General features: G+C 71.1%; 14 protein-coding genes. 11 read left to right on the top strand and 3 right to left on the bottom strand.

Annotated features, from left to right (window positions below; all coding sequences use genetic code 11):
• Window positions 1-111: 111 nt before the first annotated feature.
• A complete protein-coding gene (locus ACYVP9_RS03075) occupies window positions 112-1,347 on the top strand; it encodes an NAD(P)/FAD-dependent oxidoreductase (RefSeq protein ID WP_460603218.1) in 1,236 nt (411 codons plus the stop codon).
• Here ACYVP9_RS03075 and ACYVP9_RS03070 read toward each other — a convergent pair.
• From ACYVP9_RS03070 to ACYVP9_RS03060, 3 genes are read right to left on the bottom strand one after another with little or no spacing between them, the layout of a single operon-like run.
• Window positions 1,334-1,945 (bottom strand): LysE family translocator, encoded by a 612-nt coding sequence (locus tag ACYVP9_RS03070; RefSeq protein ID WP_460603217.1) that lies wholly within the window; start codon window positions 1,943-1,945, stop codon window positions 1,334-1,336. The genes ACYVP9_RS03075 and ACYVP9_RS03070 overlap by 14 nt on opposite strands.
• A 21-nt stretch (window positions 1,946-1,966) precedes the next feature.
• A complete protein-coding gene (locus tag ACYVP9_RS03065; protein WP_460603216.1) occupies window positions 1,967-2,806 on the bottom strand; it encodes an SIR2 family protein in 840 nt (279 codons plus the stop codon).
• Between the two features lie 12 nt (window positions 2,807-2,818).
• Window positions 2,819-3,904, bottom strand: coding sequence for a cation diffusion facilitator family transporter (locus tag ACYVP9_RS03060; RefSeq protein ID WP_460603215.1), 1,086 nt, complete (start codon window positions 3,902-3,904; stop codon window positions 2,819-2,821).
• 103 nt (window positions 3,905-4,007) lie between these two features.
• On the opposite strand from ACYVP9_RS03060, the gene cysD reads away from it, so the two are divergent.
• From cysD to ACYVP9_RS03010, 10 genes are all read left to right on the top strand, one after another.
• On the top strand, window positions 4,008-4,922 hold the full coding sequence (gene cysD, locus ACYVP9_RS03055) for a sulfate adenylyltransferase subunit CysD (protein WP_460603214.1): 915 nt from the start codon (window positions 4,008-4,010) through the stop codon (window positions 4,920-4,922).
• Entirely contained in the window at window positions 4,923-6,788 is a 1,866-nt protein-coding gene (cysN, locus tag ACYVP9_RS03050) for a bifunctional sulfate adenylyltransferase subunit 1/adenylyl-sulfate kinase (RefSeq protein ID WP_460603213.1), read from the top strand.
• Window positions 6,781-7,563: a 3'(2'),5'-bisphosphate nucleotidase CysQ gene (locus ACYVP9_RS03045; RefSeq protein WP_460603212.1), complete on the top strand. Its 783-nt coding sequence runs from the start codon at window positions 6,781-6,783 to the stop codon at window positions 7,561-7,563. Before cysN ends, ACYVP9_RS03045 begins: the two co-directional genes overlap by 8 nt.
• A gap of 123 nt (window positions 7,564-7,686) precedes the next feature.
• On the top strand, window positions 7,687-8,517 hold the full coding sequence (locus ACYVP9_RS03040; protein WP_460603211.1) for a ferritin family protein: 831 nt from the start codon (window positions 7,687-7,689) through the stop codon (window positions 8,515-8,517).
• Window positions 8,517-9,371: a ferritin family protein gene (locus tag ACYVP9_RS03035; RefSeq protein ID WP_460603210.1), complete on the top strand. Its 855-nt coding sequence runs from the start codon at window positions 8,517-8,519 to the stop codon at window positions 9,369-9,371. The genes ACYVP9_RS03040 and ACYVP9_RS03035 overlap by 1 nt, the downstream gene beginning before the upstream one ends.
• 31 nt (window positions 9,372-9,402) lie before the next feature.
• Entirely contained in the window at window positions 9,403-9,804 is a 402-nt protein-coding gene (locus ACYVP9_RS03030) for a cupredoxin domain-containing protein (protein WP_460603209.1), read from the top strand.
• A gap of 182 nt (window positions 9,805-9,986) precedes the next feature.
• Window positions 9,987-10,418, top strand: a complete 432-nt coding sequence (locus tag ACYVP9_RS03025; RefSeq protein ID WP_460603208.1) for an STAS domain-containing protein — start codon at window positions 9,987-9,989, stop codon at window positions 10,416-10,418.
• An 18-nt stretch (window positions 10,419-10,436) separates the two neighbouring features.
• Window positions 10,437-12,221: an AMP-dependent synthetase/ligase gene (locus ACYVP9_RS03020; protein ID WP_460603207.1), complete on the top strand. Its 1,785-nt coding sequence runs from the start codon at window positions 10,437-10,439 to the stop codon at window positions 12,219-12,221.
• Between the two features lies 1 nt (window position 12,222).
• The gene (locus ACYVP9_RS03015; RefSeq protein WP_460603206.1) at window positions 12,223-13,272 is read left to right on the top strand and encodes a potassium channel family protein; all 1,050 of its coding nucleotides are present in this window, start codon (window positions 12,223-12,225) and stop codon (window positions 13,270-13,272) included.
• 4 nt (window positions 13,273-13,276) lie between these two features.
• Window positions 13,277-15,268, top strand: a complete 1,992-nt coding sequence (locus ACYVP9_RS03010; RefSeq protein ID WP_460603205.1) for a potassium transporter Kup — start codon at window positions 13,277-13,279, stop codon at window positions 15,266-15,268.
• Window positions 15,269-15,274: the final 6 nt, after the last annotated feature.

Genomic DNA, 15,274 nt, shown 5'->3' with positions numbered 1-15,274 from the left:
GACGGGTGGTGTGAGGCTTCATTGTGACCCATGGGTCTCGAGTTGCGCCAGTGCACTCGTGAGATCGGAGTGAATTGCGCCCAGGGGGCCGTGAGCGGGTAGGTCATTCGCATGAGCGACAACCGGACTCGCGTGGTGATCGTCGGCGGCGGGCTCGCCGGCGCCAAGACGGCCGAAGGGTTGCGGGACGAGGGCTTCGACGGCCCGATCGTGCTGCTGGCCGCCGAGGCGGACGTCCCCTACGAGCGCCCGCCGTTGTCGAAGGAATTCCTGGTCGGCAAGTCCGGCCTGGACGACACCGCCGTGCAGACCCGCGAGTGGTACGCCGAGCACGACGTCGACCTGCGCCTCGGCGCCGAGGCAGTCGCCGTGCGCACCGACACCGGCGAGGTCGAGCTGGCCGACGGCAACCGGGTCGGCTACGACCGGCTCGTGCTGGCGACGGGGTCCGACCCCGTCGTCCTCGGCGTCCCCGGCGGCGACTCCGCCCTGCGGCTGCGCACCCGCGCCGACGCCGAAGCGGTCAAGGCCACGTTCGGCGAGGGCAAGCGGTTGCTGGTTGTCGGCGCGGGCTGGATCGGGCTCGAGGTGGCGGCCGCCGCCCGCGAGGCAGGCACCGACGTCACCGTGGTCGAGAGTGCCGAGCTGCCGCTGCTGGCCGTGCTCGGCCGCGAGATGGGCCAGGTCTTCGCCGACCTGCACCGCGAGCACGGCGTCGACCTGCGGTTGGGCGCGAAGGTCACCGAGATCGTCGTCGAGGACGGCCACGCGATGGGAGCAGTGTTCGAGGACGGCACCCGCATCGAGGCGGACGCGGTCGTCACCGGCGTCGGCGCGAAGCCGAACCTGGACCTCGCCGCGTCCGCCGGGGTGCAGGTCGACAAGGGCATCCTGGTCGACGCCTCGCTGCGCACCGACAACCCGGCCATCTACGCCGTCGGCGACATCGCCGAGCACGACCACCCGGTGCTCGGCAAGCGGGTGCGGGTCGAGCACTGGGCCAACGCGCAGAACCAGGGCCTGCACGTCGCGAAGGCGCTGGTGGGCGACGAGGCCGTGTACGACCGGCTGCCGTACTTCTTCAGCGACCAGTACGACCTCGGCATGGAGTACGTCGGCCTGGCGCAGTCGGGCGAGTACGCGCGGGTCGTCGTGCGCGGCGACCTGCCGGGGCGCGAGTTCGTCGCGTTCTGGCTCGACGCCGGCGACCGCGTGCTCGCCGCCATGAACGTCAACGTGTGGGACGTGCAGGACGACATCAAGCCGCTCATCTCGGGCAGGCAGCCGGTCGACGTCGACAAGCTGGTCGACACCGAGATTCCCCTGGGCGAGGTCAGCTCTCGGTAGCGAGCCGCACGCCGAAACCCACGAGGACGCTGCCCGCGACGAGGTCCAGCCGTCGCCGCACCCGCTCCCGGGAGAACAGCTCGGTCACCTTGGTCGCGAGCAGCACCAGGGGCAGCTGGTAGGCGAGGTTGATGACGATGAACAGCGCGCCGAACAGCAGCAGCGTGGGCGTGACCGCGTACCCGGCGGGCACGAAGGCGGGCAGGAACGTCACGAAGAAGACGCCCACCTTGGGGTTGGCCAGGTTCGAGAACAGCCCGGCCCGGTAGCCGGTGCCCGACAGGCCGCGTCCTCCGGTCTCGGTCACGTCGAAGCCGCCACGGTTGCGGAAGGACTGCACCCCCAGCCAGATGAGGTAGGCCGCCCCCACGATGCGCAGCGCGGTGAACGCGATCTCGCTGGCCCGCAGCAATGCCGTGAGGCCGAGGACGGCGGCGAGGATCCAGACGACGAGACCGGTCTGGATCCCGAGCACGGTGGTGACCCCGCGACGCCGGCCGCCGCGCACGATACTGCGGACGATCACGAGCGTGTCGGGACCGGGCAGCAGGACGAGGAAGAACGCGGCGAGGGCGAACGAGCCGAGGGCAACCAGCACCAGCTCAGGCTAACGGCGCCGTCACTCCCTGATCGTCGACGCGAGTTCCGGCAGCAGCCGTCCCAGCGGGGCCTCGATCTTGAGCTCGGCGAGCGGGTCGCCCCTGGTCTCGCCCTGGTTGACGATGACGACCGGAACGGCGAGCTTGGCGGCGCGACGCACGAAGCGAAGGCCGGACATCACGGTCAGCGACGAGCCGAGCACGAGCAGCGCGCGGGCCTGTTCGACGAGATCGAAGCAGTGCGCGACGCGGGGCTTGGGGACGCTCTCGCCGAAGAACACGACGTCCGGCTTCATGAGGTCGGACCCGCACCTGGTGCACCCGACGAGCGCGAAGCCGGTCAGCGCGTCGTCCGGCAGGTCGGCGTCGCCGTCCGGGTTGACACGGGTGACCTCGGCCCCGAAACCCGGGTTGGCCGCGGCGAGACGTGCGCCGAACGAGTGCCGTGACTCGCGCAGGCCGCAGTCGAGGCAGACGACGACGTCGAGCCCGCCGTGCAGTTCGACGACGTCGCGGGCGCCCGCCGCCTGGTGCAGCCCGTCGACGTTCTGCGTGATGATGCCGTCGAGCACACCGCAGGACTGCAGGTCGGCGACGGCGCGGTGGCCGGCGTTGGGGCGGGCATGGGCGATCTGCCGCCAGCCGAGGTGGCTGCGCGCCCAGTACCGCTGCCGGGCCGCGGCGGGGCCGACGAACTCCTGGTAGGTCATGGGCGTCGAGGTGCGCTGCGCCCCGGACGGGCCGCGGTAGTCGGGGATGCCCGATTCGGTCGAGAGCCCGGCGCCCGACAGCACGACGACGCCGCCGTGCCGCACCAGCCCGTGCAGTGCTTCGAGCGCGGGGTGGACGGAGGTGGTCACCCCACCATGGTGCTACTGGTCCGCCAGTGAGCGTCCGTAGCGTTCGGTGACCCGCCGGCGCATCGTCTCGTCCCGCGCGGACGCCGGCTGGATGAAGATCTCGTCGAGGACCGGCCACTTCGTGCGCAGGTCGGTGTCGAGCCGCACGCACGCCTCCTCCAACTGACCCCCGGTCAGCTCGTCGTCGAAGTCGACCCGCGCGCACAGCAGGATGCTGTCGGTGCCGGTGAGCATGGTCAGCAGGTCGACGACGTCGTCGACCTCGGGCTGTTCCTCCAGCCAGGTCTCCACCGCCTGCACGAGCCGCCGGTCGGCCTGCTTGCCGACCAGCAGGCTCTCGCAGGCCCGCGACAGCGTCAGGCAGACGGTGAGCAGCAGCAGGCCGATGGCGATGGAGGCCAGCCCGTCCCAGAGCTTGTTGCCGGTGATCTGGTGCAGGGCGACGCCGATGGCGGCGAACGTCAGGCCGGTGATGGCGGCCGAGTCCTCGAGCAGGACGCTGTTGACCGTGGGGTCGCGCGGGGTGCGGACGTAGTCGCGGATGCTCAGCCGCAGCCGCCGCGTCTCGCCCTTCATCTGCTTGGCCGCCTGCCGCAGCGAGATGCCCTCCAGGACGGCCGCGAGCGCCAGCACCGGGTAGTTGACCCAGAGCTTGTCGACCTCCTCCTCGGGGCCGACGATCGTCTCCCAGCCCTGGTAGAAGGAGAAGATCGCGCCGGCGACGAAGATGCCGACCGCCGCGATCAGCGACCAGAAGTAGCGCTCCTTGCCGTAGCCGAAGGGGTGGGCGCGGTCGGCCGGCTTGGCGGCCCGCTTCTGCGCCACGAGCAGCATCAGTTCGGTGATGACGTCGCCGACCGAGTGGGCGGCCTCGCTGAGCAGCGCGCTCGAGCCGCTGATCAGGCCGGCGACCAGCTTGAGGATGCCGACGCCCGCGTTCGCCCCCAGGGCGAGCAGGACCGTGAACAGGCCCTCGCCGTCGCCGTTGTCCGGCGCCGCGACCGGGGACGCGGGCTCGGCGCCCTCGGCGCCCTCGGCGCCCTCGGGGCCGGAATCCCCGCGCTCGTTCGGGCGTTGCGCCTCGGTCTGGTCGGTCACGGCAGGCAGCCTGCCCGGCGTCACCGATCCGTTACCCGGTGACGGAGGACCTGCGCGGGCCCGAATACGCTGGTCCCGACCACCTTCGAGGAGGAACCCCCGCATGAGTTCTGCCGTGGGTTACGAGCTGACCCACCTGGAGCGGCTCGAGGCCGAGGCCGTGCACATCATCCGCGAGGTCGCGGCGACCATCGAGAAGCCCGGGCTGCTGTTCTCCGGCGGCAAGGACTCGGTGGTCATGCTGCACCTGGCGGTGAAGGCGTTCTGGCCCGCCCGGGTGCCGTTCCCGGTGGTGCACGTCGACACCGGCCAGAACTTCGACGAGGTCATCGAGTTCCGTGACCGGGTGGTGGAGAAGCACGGGCTGCGCCTGATCGTGGCGTCCGTCCAGGACGACATCGACGCCGGACGTTCGCACGAGGACTTTCCGGGGGCCCCGCGCAACAAGCTGCAGACGGTGACGCTGCTGCGCACCATCTCCGAGAACCGGTTCGGCGCCGTCTTCGGCGGCGCCCGCCGCGACGAGGAGAAGGCGCGCGCCAAGGAGCGGGTGTTCAGCTTCCGCGACGAGTTCGGCGCCTGGGATCCGCGCAACCAGCGGCCCGAGCTGTGGAGCCTCTACAACGGTCACCACCGCAGGGGCGAGAACATCCGCGTGTTCCCGCTGTCGAACTGGACCGAGCTCGACATCTGGTCCTACATCGAGTCCGAGGGCATCGAGCTCGCCGACCTCTACTACGCGCACCCGCGCCAGGTCGTCGAGCGCGACGGCATGCTGCTGGCCGTCAACCGCTTCATCCAGCCCACCGCGGACGAGACGCCGTTCGAGGCGACCGTGCGCTTCCGCACCATCGGGGACGCCACCTCGACCGGCTGCGTCGAGTCCGACGCCGCCACCGCCGCCGACGTCGTCGCCGAGGTCGCCGCCGCCCGCCTCACCGAGCGGGGCGCCACCCGCGCCGACGACCGCATCAGCGAGGCCGGCATGGAGGACCGCAAGAAAGAGGGCTACTTCTAAATGACGCAGTTGCTGCGCCTCGCCACCGCCGGCTCGGTCGACGACGGCAAGTCGACCCTCATCGGACGCCTGCTCTACGACTCGAAGGCCATCTTCGAGGACCAGTTGTCCGCCGTCGCGAAGACCAGTGAGGCCCGCGGCCAGGCGGCACCGGACCTCGCCCTGCTGACGGACGGGCTGCGCGCCGAGCGCGAGCAGGGCATCACCATCGACGTCGCCTACCGCTACTTCGCCACGCCCAAGCGCAAGTTCATCATCGCCGACACCCCGGGCCACATCCAGTACACGCGCAACATGGTCACCGGGGCGTCCACCGCCGACGTCGCCATGATCCTGATCGACGCGCGCAACGGCGTGCTCGAGCAGTCGCGCCGGCACGCGTTCCTCGCCAGCCTGCTCGGCATCCCGCACCTGGTCGTCTGCATCAACAAGATGGACCTCGTCGACTACTCGCAGGAGCGCTTCGACGAGATCCGCGCCGAGTTCACGCGGTTCGCCTCGCGCCTGGAGATCAGCGACCTGCAGTTCATCCCGATGTCGGCCCTGACGGGCGACAACGTGGTGCAGCGCAGCGAGAGAATGCCGTGGTACGAGGGCACCTCGTTGCTGCACCACCTCGAGGAGGTGCACATCGCCTCCGACCGCAACCTCATCGACGTGCGCTTCCCCGTGCAGTACGTGATCAGGCCGCAGTCGGGCGCGCAGGACGGCCTCGACGCCGCGACGCTGCACGACTTCCGCGGGTACGCGGGCACCATCGCCGGCGGTGTCATGCGCCCGGGCGACGAGGTCACCGTGCTGCCGTCCGGGTTCACCACCACCATCGCGGCGGTGTGGGCCCCCGGCGGCCGCAAGCTGGACGAGGCCGCCGCCGGCCAGGCCGTCACCGTCGAACTGGCCGACGACATCGACATCGCGCGCGGGGACCTCATCTGCCGTCCGCACAACCGTCCGCACGTCGGGCGCGACATCGACGCCCGGATCAGCTGGATGACGTCCGACTCGGCGCTCAAGCCGGGCTCGCGCTACCTGCTGCAGCACACCACGCGCGAGACCCGGGCCGTCGTCACCGAACTCGACTACCGCCTCGACATCAACACCCTGCACCGCGACGAGCACGCCGAGGTGCTGACGCTCAACGAGATCGGCCGCGTCCGGCTGCGCACCCAGCAGCCGCTGCTGTTCGACGCCTACCGCCGCAGCCGCGAGACCGGCAGCTTCATCCTCGTCGACGAAGCGACCAACAACACCGTCGCCGCGGGCATGATCACCGGCCCGAGTCAGCAGGACTCCGTCGTCCGGCACTCCGGCTCCGTCACCCGGGAGGGGCGCGCGTCGCAGGGCATGACCCTGTGGCTCACCGGCCTGTCGGGCTCGGGCAAGTCGTCGGTCGCCGCCGAGGTCGAGCGGCGGCTGGTGGCCTCGGGCCGTCCGGCCTACCTGCTCGACGGCGACAACCTGCGCCTCGGCCTCAACAAGAACCTGGGCTTCTCCGCCGAGGACCGTGCCGAGAACGTGCGCCGCACCGGCGAGGTCGCCAAGCTGCTGGCCGACGCGGGCGTCGTCGCGGTCGTGTCGCTCGTCAGCCCCTACTCGGCCGACCGCGAGCAGGTCCGCGCCGTGCACCGCGAGGCGGGCCTGCCCTTCGCGGAGGTGTTCGTCGACACCCCGCTCGAGATCTGCGAGCAGCGCGACCCCAAGGGCATGTACGCGAAGGCCCGTGCCGGCGAGATCAAGAACTTCACCGGCATCGACGACCCGTACGAGAGGCCCACCGCGCCGGAGCTGCGGCTCGTGCCCGACGACGGCGACGCCGCCGCCCAGGCGCTGAAGGTGCTCGACCTCGTGGAGCGCACCGGTGAGTGACCCGTACGACGTGACGGACGCCCGCCTGGCGGCGCAGCTCGCCGAGACGTCCGGACAGCTGCTGCTGCGGTTGCAGGCGGAGTCCGGGCTCGAGGGCAAGGAGCTGGGCAAGCGCGGCGACGCCGAGTCGAACGAGGCGCTCCTGCGGGCGCTCGCCGAGCACCGTCCGGCCGACGCCGTGCTGTCGGAGGAGTCCGCCGACTCCCCCGCGCGGCTGTCCGCCGACCGGGTCTGGATCATCGACCCGCTCGACGGCACCCGCGAGTACGGCATGCCCGGGCGCAGCGACTGGGCGGTGCACGTCGCGCTCTGGCAGCGCGACGACACGCACGTCGCGGGCGGGCGCATCACCGACGCCGCCGTCGCCCAGCCCGCCCTCGACGTCGTGTACGCGAGCGACTCCGCCACCGCGCGTCCGGTCGCGTCCGGACTGCGTTTCCTCGTCAGCGACAGCCGTCCGCCGGCGTGGGCGCAACCGGTCGCGCTCGCCCTGGGTGCCGAGCTGGCGCCGATGGGCTCGGCCGGCGCCAAGGCCATGGCCGTGCTGCGCGGCGACGCCGCCGCGTACCTGCACGACGGCGGCCAGTGGGAGTGGGACTCCGCCGCCCCCGTCGGGGTCGTGCAGGCCGCGGGTCTGCACGCGTCCCGGGCCGACGGCTCGCCGCTGCGCTACAACGAGCCGCACCCCTACCTGCCCGATCTGCTGATCTGCCGCGAGGACCTGCGTGACGACCTGCTCGCCGCGATCGGCGAGGCCCGCTCGTCCGGGTCGTGATCACGCTTAAGTAACGCTGTTCGCCCGGGTGAAACCACCACGCCCGGTGCGGTCGAAAGGGCCAGTGCAAGGTCACGGTCCCTGTCGTCCTCCCCCCGGAGGGCGCGCAATGAAGGTGGTGCTATGCCGTCCTCGTTCGACGAGGCCCGGTTCCGCGAGCTCATGGTGGAATCCGAGGATCTCCAGTCCGATGCGATGAAGGGGGCGAAGACCGACCTCGACGACTACGTCGCGGCCGCGCTCGAAGCCCGATACGTTGCCCGCAACGACGACCGTCCCCGCCCGCGGCCCAGCCGCTCCGGCATCGGGGTGGGCGGTGCCCTCGTGGGCGCCGGCGCCCTCGGCCTCGCGGGTCTCGCGCTCGCCGGCCCGGCGAGCGCCGCACAGATCGACGTCCAGGTGCTGCAGACCGCGGCGAGCCTGGAGAACCTCGCCGTCGCGACCTACAAGAAGGCGCTGACGCTGCCGTTCATCGGCGGCGGTTCGGCCAACCCGGTCGTCAAGGCGTTCGCGCAGAAGACCCAGTCGCAGCACGCCGAACACGCCCAGGCGTTCAACGCCGCCGTGAAGAAGCTCGGCGGCAAGGAGCAGAACAGCGTGAACCCGACCTACAACAAGGTCGTGCAGTCGGCGCTGCCGGGCATCAAGGGTCCGGGCGACGTGGTGAGCCTCGCGGTCACCCTCGAGGACATCGCCACCCAGACGTACGTCAAGAACGTCAGCCAGGTGTCGACCAAGGAGCTGCGTCAGCTGTTCGGGTCCGTGGCCGGTGTCGAGGCGCAGCACAAGGCCGTGCTGCTCGCCGTCGGCGCGCTGCTGACCGCGGCACCCGCGCAGATCAAGCTGCCGCCGGACGCCGCCAAGCTGCCGGCCGCCGCCGGCAAGGTCGGGTTCCCCGACGCGTTCTTCCCGACGAAGAAGGCCGCCCCGGCGACCTCGGGCCAGGTGAAGTGATGAAGCTGTTCAAGAACACCAAGGGCGACCTGCAGATCAGCGAGCACGAGCTCGACGCGATGACGCGCCAGCTCGACGAGATGCACCAGGAGACCTTCCCGGGCGTCCGCCGCACGATGGACGAGTTCGCGGCCAACGTCGCGCACGAGCAGGGCCAGAACCCCGACCTGCGCATCCCCGGCTTCGGCCGTCGCGGCTTCCTCGCCGGCGTCGGCGGCGTCGCGCTGCTCGGCACGCTCGCCGCGTGCTCGAGCGACGGCGGTTCCGGCGGCGGGTCGGGCAGCCCGTCCGAGGCGCCGACCTCGTCGGCGATGGGCTCGGGCAGCAGCAGCAGCGCCGGCGGGTCCAAGTACACCGGTGACCTCAAGGTCGTGGCGCTCGCCGCGGCGCTCGAGAACCTCGCCGTGGGTGCGTACACGCTGGCGATCCAGGCCGCCGGTGCCGGCAAGCTCGGCGCCGTGCCGAAGTCGGTGGCCACCTTCGCGGCCACCGCGATGAGCCAGCACAAGGATCACGCCGCGGCGTGGAACGGCGTGCTCGGCAAGGCCAACCTGCCGAAGATCACCGGCACGCCGGTCACCATCGCCGCCGACCAGGTCAAGCAGCTCAAGGCGGCGACCTCGGTCGCCGACGTCGCGAAGCTGGCGCTCGGGCTCGAGGAGGCCGCGGCGCAGACCTACCTGTTCGCGGCGTCGAACGTCACCGACACCGGCGGCATCATGACCGCCGCGACGATCGAGCCCGTCGAGCAGATGCACGCGGCGATCCTGAACTTCGTGCTCGGCCAGTACCCGGTGCCGGTCAGCTTCCTCGGCACCGACAAGGCCGCCAGCACCGACATGCTGACGGTCTGATCCACCGCACCACCGACGCAGGAGATCCAGGATGAGACTCACCGCCCGTCCCGCCGCGGCCCTCGCGACCGCGGCCCTTGCTCTCACCCTGGCCGCCTGCGGTTCGTCGGACGGGGACGGCGGTTCGCCGTCGTCCCCGTCCGGCGGCACGTCGGCGCCGGCCCCGGCCGGCGGCGCGCCGAAGTCGGCCGTCACCGTCGACGTCAAGAACTTCTCCTTCGAACCGGGATCGATCACCGTCGCCAAGGGCGGCAAGGTCACCTGGAAGTTCGAGGACTCCACACCGCACAACGTCGACATCGAGAAGCTGAAGAAGACGTCACCGAACCTGGCGAGCGGCAAGACCTACTCGCTCACCTTCAACCAGGACGGCACCTACGACTACCTGTGCACCCTGCACCAGTACATGACCGCCAAGGTGATCGTGAAGTAGACCGTGGAGTGGATCGCGCACGGTTGCGCGGTCAACTGTGCGGACGCCGTGCAGCACGGTCGTCGAACGCCGTCGGCGCCCGGACCGCGCTACTGTCGGGTTGCAGTCCGTACTCCGTGAGCCCAGCCACGGCCGCGGCCGGACTGGCAAGGGGCGGGTCCTCCCGCCGGAGGGCGGCAGCGATGTCCGCAGCGATCACCCAGTCCCCCGGCGCCGACGACACCGCCGAGAACGCTTCCACCCAGGTCCCGCCCCCGCGCCGACGCGCCGGCATGTCGGTCGACACCGTGCGGTTCGACGACCTGCGCGCCCTGGTCCGCGTCGTCGGCGACCTCGACATGGCGACCGTCGCCCCGCTCGCCGCGGTGCTGCGCTCCCACCTCGACGCCGGTCGGCGCTTCCTGCGCCTCGACGTCTCGGGCGTCCGCTTCGTCGACGCGACGGCGCTCGCCGGCATCGTCGCCGCGCACGAGCAGGCCCTCGCCGCCCGCGGCACCCTCGTGATCACCGGCGTCCGATCGCTCGTCGGACGGGTGCTGCGCATGTCCGGGCTCGACCGGGTGCTGCTCATCGGCGGCCCGCGCGCCGACGACGACCTGTCCGCACCTCGGTAGGCGGGTTAGTCTCCGGGCGTGTCCGCCCCCGCGCTCGCGCCGACCTTCACCGAGACCTTCCAGGCGACGGCGGCCCGGCACCCGCACCGGCTGGCGGTCAGCGACCCCGAGGGGCGCGTGCGGCTCACCTGGCGGCAGTACGCGAAGCGCGTCGAGTCCATCGCGGCGGGCCTGGCCTCGCTCGAGGTCGGCCGCGGCGACACCGTCGGCCTGATGCTCGCCAACCGGCCGGAGTTCCACCTCGTCGACACCGCGGCACTGCACGCCGGGGCGACCCCGTTCTCGATCTACAACACGCTCGCCCCCGAGCAGATCACCTACGTCTTCGGCAATGCCGGCAACCGGGTCGTCGTCACCGAGCGCCAGTTCCTCGACCGGGTCCGCGCCGCCGTGGCGGGAACCGCCGTCGAGCACGTGGTGTGCATCGACGCGCCGGACGAAGCCGACGTCGTGGCCCTGTCCGAGCTGGAGACCCGCCGCCCGGAGGGGTGGGACTTCGAGTCGTCGTGGCGCGCGGTGCGCCCGGACGACCTGCTGACGATCATCTACACCTCGGGCACGACCGGCCCGCCCAAGGGTGTCGAGCTCACCCACGCCAACCTGATGGCCGAGCTCGACTCCACCCTGCGCATCTCGCTGCCGGGTCCCGACGACGTCATCATCAGCTACCTCCCCGATGCCCACATCGCGAACCGGTGGGGCGCCCACTACACGAGCCTGGCCACCGGCATGCACGTCGTCGCGCTCGCCGACCTCAAGCAACTGGTGACGGCGCTGCCCCAGGTGCGGCCCACGCGCTTCGGAGCCGTGCCCCAGGTCTGGTACAAGCTCAAGGGCGGCATCGAGGCGCAGCTCGCGGCGGAGAGGTCTCCGCTCAAGCGGCGCATCGCGACGTGGGCGTTCGACGTCGGCGTGCGGTACGCGAAGCTCCGCTCCGACGGCGGTCGTGTGTCCCGTCCGCTCGCGGCGCAGCAGGCACTCGCCGAGCGGCTGGTGTTCTCGAAGGTGCGCGCGGCCCTCGGGCTCGACCGCGTCGAGTACGCGGCCACCGGCGCCGCGGCCATCGACCCGGACGCCCTGGCCTTCGTGCTCGCCCTCGGCCTGCCGTGCTGCGAGATGTGGGGCATGTCGGAGCTGTCCTGCGCGGTGACGATCAACCCTCCCGACGGCATCCGCATCGGCACCGTCGGACTGCCGGTGCCCAACGCCGAACTGCGCCTGGCCGACGACGGCGAGCTGCTCGTCCGCGGGCCGTTGGTGATGCGCGGCTACCGCAACGACCCCGAGCGGACGGCCGAGGCCGTCGACGCCGACGGCTGGCTGCACACGGGCGACATCGCCACGATCGACGACGACGGCTACGTCCGCATCGTCGATCGCAAGAAGGAACTGATGATCAACGCGTCCGGCAAGAACATGTCGCCGGCCAACATCGAGGGCACGGTCAAGGCGGCGTCGCCGCTGGTGGGCTCCGTGGTCGCGGTCGGCGACGACCGTCCCTACGTCGTCGCGCTCGTCACCCTCGAGCCCGACGCCGCGGCCGCGTTCGCGCGGCAGCACGGCCTCGCCGGCACCGACGTCGCGGCGCTGGCCGCCGACCCCGCGGTGCGCGACGCCGTCGCGAGCGCGATCGACGCGGCGAACCAGAAGCTGGCCCGGGTGGAGCAGATCAAGAAGTTCGAGATCCTGCCCGACGTCTGGGAACCCGGCGGCGACGAGCTCACGCCGACGATGAAGCTGCGGCGCCGCCCGATCGCCGTCCGGTACGCCCAGCGCATCGACTCGCTCTACGCGGCGCGCTGACGTGCCCGACAACGCCCCGCCGCCCGTCCGGCTGCCCGAACGCGGACGCATCCGCAGCCCGCTGGTCGCCATCTCGATCCGCTTCGCGATCGCGATCGGCATCGTCCTCGTCAACTGGCTCATGGTCGTCATCGAGCGCGGCGGGTACCGCGACAGCTACGACCAGGACGTGTCCGTGCTCGACGCGCTGTACTACACGACGGTCACGCTCACCACGACCGGCTACGGCGACATCACGCCGGTGACGCCGACGGCGCGGGCCATCAACGCCATCGTGGTCACGCCGCTGCGCCTGGTGTTCGTCATCCTGCTGGTCGGCACGACCATCAACGCCCTGACCCGGCAGTCCCGTCACGAGTTCCGGCATGCCCGGTGGAGGAAGCGCGTGCACGACCACATCGTCGTCCTGGGCTACGGCACCAAGGGACGCAACGCGGTGCGGGCCATGGTGCTCAAAGGCACGCCCGCCGACCGCATCGTCGTGGTGGACGAGAAGCACACCAACGTCAAGGACGCCACCGAGGCCGGGCACGTCGCCGTGCTCGGCGACGCGACCACCGAGCAGACGTTGCGGCAGGCCCTCACCGACCGCGCAGCGTCCGTGATCATCGCTCTCGACCGGGACGACGCGGCCATCCTCGCGACGCTGACGGTGCGGCGGCTGACCCCGACCGCGACCGTCGCCGCGTCCGCGCGGGAGGGCGAGAACGCCGACCTGCTGCGCCAGAGCGGCGCCAACTCGGTGATCGTGTCGTCCGAGACGACCGGACGGCTGCTGGGTCTCGCCCCGAGCAGCCCGGAGTCCGTGGCCGTCGTCGAGGACCTGCTCGCCTTCGGCGTGGGCCTGGACATCGCCGAGCGGCAGATCCGGCCGGACGAGGTCGGCAAAGCGCCGCTCGACCTCGCCGTGCCCGTGCTGGCGGTGCTGCGCGACGGCGCGATCCTGCCCTACGACCACGTGCACTGCGAGCACCTGAGAGCCGGCGACCGGATCGTGCACGCGATCACGGTCACCGACGACGTGGGCACGACCGCCGAGGGTTCACACTGACCCTGTGAACGACGACAGCGGCACCGCCGTGGAGTCAGCGAAGACCGCGGCCGAGGGTCCCGACCACCAGGACCCGGCGCCCAACGCACGGGGTACCGCGTCCCACCCGTCCGCCCGTGGCGCCGGCGTGATCGGACTGGCCGTCGGGGCGTTGGGGGTCGTCTTCGGCGACATCGGCACCAGCCCGCTGTACGCGCTGAAGACGGTCTTCCAGATCGACGGCGGCAAGATCGCCCCCACGGAGGGTGACGTCTACGGCGTCATCTCGCTGGTGTTCTGGTCGGTCACGCTGATCGTGTCGTTCAAGTACGTCGTCTTCATCATGCGCGCCGACAACGACGGCGAGGGCGGGGTCATGGCCCTCGCCGCGCTCGTGCACGGTGCCGTCACCGGTCGCCGCAGCCTCGTGGCCGTCGCGTTGCTGCTCGGCGTCGTCGGGGCGTCGCTGTTCTACGGCGACAGCGTGATCACCCCGGCCATCTCGGTGCTGTCGGCGGTCGAGGGGCTCGAGATCGCCGAGCCCGGCCTCGCCGACGCCGTGCTGCCCATCGGCATCGCCATCCTGGCCGTGCTGTTCGTCGTGCAGCGGTTCGGCACCAACCTCGTCGGCAAGGCATTCGGGCCGATCATGATCGTGTGGTTCCTGGCGCTGGCGGCCATGGGGTTGCCCGAGATCCTGCGCGAACCGGAGATCCTGGGCGCGCTGTCGCCGCACCACATCGTCGGGTTCGTCGCCGACCACCCGTATCTCACGTTCATCGCGCTGGGTGCGGTCGTGCTGGCGATCACCGGCGCCGAGGCGCTGTACGCCGACATGGGCCACTTCGGACGTGCCCCGATCCGCCGGGCGTGGTTCTTCGTCGCCTTCCCGTGCCTGATGCTGAACTACCTCGGGCAGGGCGCGCTGCTGCTCGGCAACGAGAAGGCGGTCTCCAACCCGTTCTACCTGCTGGCCCCCTCGTGGGCACGGTTCCCCCTCGTCGTGCTCGCGACCGCGGCCACCGTCATCGCCTCGCAGGCCGTCATCTCGGGGGCGTTCTCGGTGACCCGGCAGGCCGTCCGTCTCGGGTACCTGCCGAACCTGACGGTGCGGCACACCTCGACCCGCGAGAGCGGCCAGATCTACCTGCCGGCGGTCAACTGGCTGATCTTCGGCAGCGTGCTGGTGCTCATGCTGGCGTTCAGGTCGTCGGACAAGCTGGCGACCGCCTACGGCCTCGCCGTCACCGGCACGTTCCTCACGACGTCGGCGCTGTTCCTCATCGTGGCGCGGACGATCTGGCACTGGGCCCTGTGGCGGCTCGTCGCGCTGGGTTTCGTGCTCGGCGTCGTCGAGATCGCCTTCTTCGCCGCCAACATCACGAAGGTCGCGCACGGCGGCTGGCTGCCGCTGGTCATCGCGGTCGTCGTCATCACGGTGATGGTCACGTGGCAGGAGGGCCGGCGCATCGTCACGAAGCGTCGCGTCGAGATGGAGGGGCCGCTGCAGAAGTTCATCGACGAACTGCACGACACCGACATGCCCCGTGTGCCCGGCGCCGCCGTGTTCCCGCACCCGACCAAGAAGACGACCCCCATCGCGCTGCGGCAGAACGTCGAGTTCAACAAGGTGCTGCACGAGACGGTCATCCTGGTGACGGTCACGTCGCTGAACGTCCCCTACGTACCGATCGAGGAACGGCTGCGCATCGACCCGCTCGTGCACGCCGACGACGGCATCACGCACATCGACATGCGCTTCGGCTTCCAGGACGACCAGGACATCCCCGAGATGCTGCGCCTGGCCGTGGGGCGCACCGACGAACTCGACTTCGACCCGAACCTGGTCACGTACTTCCTGTCGCGGTTGACCATCGAGCGCGGTGACGCCGAGGGGCTGTCCACCTGGCAGAAGCGGCTGTTCATCGGCCTCGCGCACAACGCGGCCAACCCGGCTCTCAACTTCGAACTGCCCATCGATCGGACGATCGTCATGGGCGCGCACCTCGACCTCTGAACGGGA

It is taken from the genome of Jatrophihabitans fulvus (assembly GCF_054781375.1).
The sequence above is the reverse complement of the archived record's forward strand: the minus strand, read 5'-3'. Positions and strand labels throughout refer to the sequence as shown.

Excerpts from the sequence above, each read along its gene's own strand:
- ACYVP9_RS03075 (WP_460603218.1), top strand. The coding sequence starts at position 112 with ATGAGCGACAACCGGACTCGCGTGGTGATCGTCGGCGGCGGGCTCGCC.
- cysD (WP_460603214.1), top strand. The coding sequence starts at position 4,008 with ATGAGTTCTGCCGTGGGTTACGAGCTGACCCACCTGGAGCGGCTCGAG.
- cysN (WP_460603213.1), top strand. The coding sequence starts at position 4,923 with ATGACGCAGTTGCTGCGCCTCGCCACCGCCGGCTCGGTCGACGACGGC.
- ACYVP9_RS03040 (WP_460603211.1), top strand. The coding sequence starts at position 7,687 with ATGCCGTCCTCGTTCGACGAGGCCCGGTTCCGCGAGCTCATGGTGGAA.
- ACYVP9_RS03035 (WP_460603210.1), top strand. The coding sequence starts at position 8,517 with ATGAAGCTGTTCAAGAACACCAAGGGCGACCTGCAGATCAGCGAGCAC.
- ACYVP9_RS03030 (WP_460603209.1), top strand. The coding sequence starts at position 9,403 with ATGAGACTCACCGCCCGTCCCGCCGCGGCCCTCGCGACCGCGGCCCTT.
- ACYVP9_RS03025 (WP_460603208.1), top strand. The coding sequence starts at position 9,987 with ATGTCCGCAGCGATCACCCAGTCCCCCGGCGCCGACGACACCGCCGAG.